Origin of the sequence: Armatimonas rosea (assembly GCF_014202505.1) — a bacterium.
Classification (GTDB): domain Bacteria; phylum Armatimonadota; class Armatimonadia; order Armatimonadales; family Armatimonadaceae; genus Armatimonas; species Armatimonas rosea.
Genome location: NZ_JACHGW010000019.1, coordinates 1 through 1,212, shown reverse-complemented (window position 1 = coordinate 1,212; position 1,212 = coordinate 1). Strand labels below are relative to the sequence as shown.

1 protein-coding gene is annotated in these 1,212 nt (G+C 50.6%); it reads right to left on the bottom strand.

Going from position 1 to position 1,212, the window contains the following annotated elements; translation table 11 throughout:
* Positions 1-17: 17 nt before the first annotated feature.
* A complete protein-coding gene (locus HNQ39_RS29565; protein ID WP_184204217.1) occupies positions 18-1,109 on the bottom strand; it encodes an IS4 family transposase in 1,092 nt (363 codons plus the stop codon).
* Positions 1,110-1,212: the final 103 nt, after the last annotated feature.

The following is a 1,212-nucleotide window of genomic DNA, read 5'->3' as shown; positions in this document are numbered from 1 at the left end:
CAACTGTACGGACGATTTCATAAAGCTGGTATCCTTGCCGGGAGTGTAGTTGGATGACAAGTGGGATCTAGTAGAGCCAGAGCAGCCTCGAAATCGCGCAGACAGGGGCGACCTGCAAGGCAAGCAATCAACGAACTTAGCCAGTCCAATCCACGATGGAAAACGCTCATCGGAGCGCGGCCATGATTCTTAAGTTTCGTAGGACTCTCATTTTCTAAAGCGGCTCCCTGACTCAAACACCAACAGAAGCCAAAAGCTAGAAAGCCAAACCAGCCACAAAGGCGTTTGGCTTGACTCAGGCGGCACGACTCCAGATCGAAGCCACGGCCTTTCAATGCCTGAAACAAGGTCTCGATCTTCCAGCGGTGGCGATAGTCTGACAGTAAGTCACAACGCTTATTACCAATAATAATGAGATATTCACCATCGTAGAGATGCCTACCACCGACATAAACCCACTGATTCCAGAGTTTCATGCGATGGGGTTTGCAACGACATCCCTGAGAGCCAAACCAGTCTTTAGCCGGTAAGTCACGAGCATCAGGATGGAGGAAATACTCCTTGGCCTTAACTCGGATGCGGAAGTCTAATCCCCTCTGGCAGAGCCAGCCAATCCACTTGTCACCGATAAACTCACGGTCAGCGGTTAAGAACTTCCAACGCTGTGCGGAGAACATCTGGAGAAATTGGCTCATGAGATCAATGCGCTCGTCGGTGTCGCTAGCTCCTGCCTCGGGCATAACTGTCCAGAGTAGAGGAACGGCGCTTCCATAAACCACGATAGAGAGCACCAGCAAATTGATGGTTGTCTTTCCGCGTTTCCACTCGGTTCTGTCCAGGGCAAGAATCCAAGCTCCTTTAGGCATGAGTGCCGCGATGGCTCTTGCCCAGACCTCTAAATCTAGCTCTTGATGATCCAGACACCGCCTCAGTTGCATTCGATTAGCCTCAGCATTTTGCTTTCCTGGCATGAGGTTGACGACATGCTGGAGGCTGATCTTCTTTCCTGTGAGCAAGGCAACGAGTGCTCGTGCAAGATGTTTTTCGAAGGGGAGTCCTAGCTTTTGTAGCTTAGAGACGATGGCATTGATAGAATAGGGTCGGGTCATTTCGGGTCGCTTTGTGTTTGTTTCGCGACTCTACAATAGCCCCGGAATGACCTACTGCCTACCTGAGAAAATTACGGGGAAATTCAGATCGTCCGTACAGTTG

Coding starts and splice junctions, on each gene's coding strand:
- HNQ39_RS29565 (WP_184204217.1), bottom strand. CDS start 1,109: ATGACCCGACCCTATTCTATCAATGCCATCGTCTCTAAGCTACAAAAG.